Consider the following 1,731-nt stretch of genomic DNA (forward strand, 5'->3'; position numbering starts at 1 on the left):
GGCCCCAGTTTCGATGCCCTGTGCTCACGGGARAGGCGTGCTSGCTTCAGCGTCGGCGTGGGCTGTCCKTCCTTCGGCGGCCAGCGCACGGTCGGTGGTCACTTCAGCCTTCCGCCTGCCAAGTTGGTCAAGAAATTGAAGCCTTGGCGCTACGTCACGGTTCAACAGTGCCTGCGGTCACGGCCCAAACTTGGGGAGGGAGCAGCTATTGGGCCGGGTCTGCCGTCTCGGCGGGCGARCCAAACTGMAACAGCCGCAGTCCCGGTGCTGTATAGCCAGGCTGCTGTCAGCCGARTAGCATCTTCAGTTTCCTCGGGTCMGCCTGCCTTGCACGGCAAGTCCATCACGGTGGGTGCATCTCCGGTGCCTAACCCCTCCGTCAAGGGGACCTGCCTTCGGCAGGCCCCTTACGTCGAACGTTAGAGCGCAAATGAAGCTTCAGCGAAACGTTTTATACGAGTCGAGCGATGAATACTTCGCTGGCTCCGGCAGTGCCGTCATGTACCTGAATGCTTCAGCCGCCGCGGCCGTTTGCCATGCTGCCACCGATCGGGGTCTAGTGGTCGTGCGGGTCGAAGGCGGCATTTGGCGCCAGCCAGGCTTCGAGGCCCGCGTGGACTGCATTTGGGATGGAGCGGATCCACCAATGAGCCGGCAGGAATGCAATTCGAACAACTCGCATGCTGCGGCATTCATTGAGTCCGAGTGTTCTGTTCATGATGCCTTTGTCCTCACCACAGCACCCGTCACTGGCTATGAACACAAGTCCAAAAGCAGCCCATCTCAGCCAGCGCCCTAACCCCTCCGTCAAGGGGACTGGCCTGCGGCCAGCCCCTTACGTCGAACGTTAGGCCTGGTAGAAGACGTCGTGCTCTATCTTCAAGCTACCAAGAAGGCTCGCGACGCTCTTGGCATTGGCCGTGAGGTGCTCGGCCCTCCAAGCAGGGGGAGCTCTGTGTTTGGTGACTGGCTGCTCAATGTCGTTCCAATCGGCGACAGGGAGGCATTTCTGTTCATGAACAGCCTATCCCTGCTCAGTTTCCCAATCTTCATTGGCCAACTTCAGCCGTCTTTGGAGGACATTCCGGGGTTTCTATCCCATGGCGTCAGCCAACTGATGCAGGCAATGGGTACGTCAAGCCAACGAACGTCTCGGCTCCTTCAGGAGCTACAAGAGATCGCAGTCTGCAAAGCCACCGACAAGTCTCTGCTTGGTGTCTCYGCAGCGGTGGCTGCCGATTACTTCCACATGGTCAATCATAGAGGTGGCCTTTCTGGCGTCGAGATGAGCGCCATCGTTGTGAATGTCAATTCGACACCGCGTGCCACACTTGGGTGGCATCATTCCATGGAGGCGGCCCGTGAGCTTCTCAACGCGAACCCGGCCTAACCCCTCCGTCAAGGGGACTGGCCTGCGGCCAGCCCCTTACGTCGAACGTTAGGCCTCGCAATACCTGCGCACTCAGCAATGCCCATTCGCAAAGCGCTCCTTCTCGTCGCTCTCATGCTGGCCGCTTGCGGCCCGGACGAGTCAGGCAAAGAGATATCTTGGTCAGCCCTCGACATGGAACGCCTGCAACTTGAACTCATCGATGATCAGAAGTACGAGCTCTATAGTTTCGGGAAGGAAGGTACTGTCTCGGCAACCATCGGCTTGCGCAAAGGGCCGCTAATGGCTCCTCTGTTCTACTGGCAAGTCGAAGGCGATCACCTCATCATCTCTGAGAATCC

Annotated in this window: 3 protein-coding genes; all 3 read left to right on the forward strand. The window is 58.7% G+C overall.

Annotation, left to right across the window (positions count from 1 at the left end):
* Positions 1–499 precede the first annotated feature (499 nt).
* Positions 500–799 (forward strand): colicin immunity protein, encoded by a 300-nt coding sequence (locus AC1DYI_RS34595; protein WP_477208626.1) that lies wholly within the window; start codon positions 500–502, stop codon positions 797–799.
* Positions 800–868: 69 nt separating this feature from the next.
* Positions 869–1,390: a DUF6933 domain-containing protein gene (locus tag AC1DYI_RS34600; RefSeq protein ID WP_477208624.1), complete on the forward strand. Its 522-nt coding sequence runs from the start codon at positions 869–871 to the stop codon at positions 1,388–1,390.
* A 78-nt stretch (positions 1,391–1,468) separates the two neighbouring features.
* The coding region (locus tag AC1DYI_RS34605; protein WP_477208625.1) for a hypothetical protein at positions 1,469–1,731 on the forward strand (263 nt) is incomplete at its 3' end.

It is taken from the genome of Ideonella sp. P3_A4, assembly GCF_056403075.1.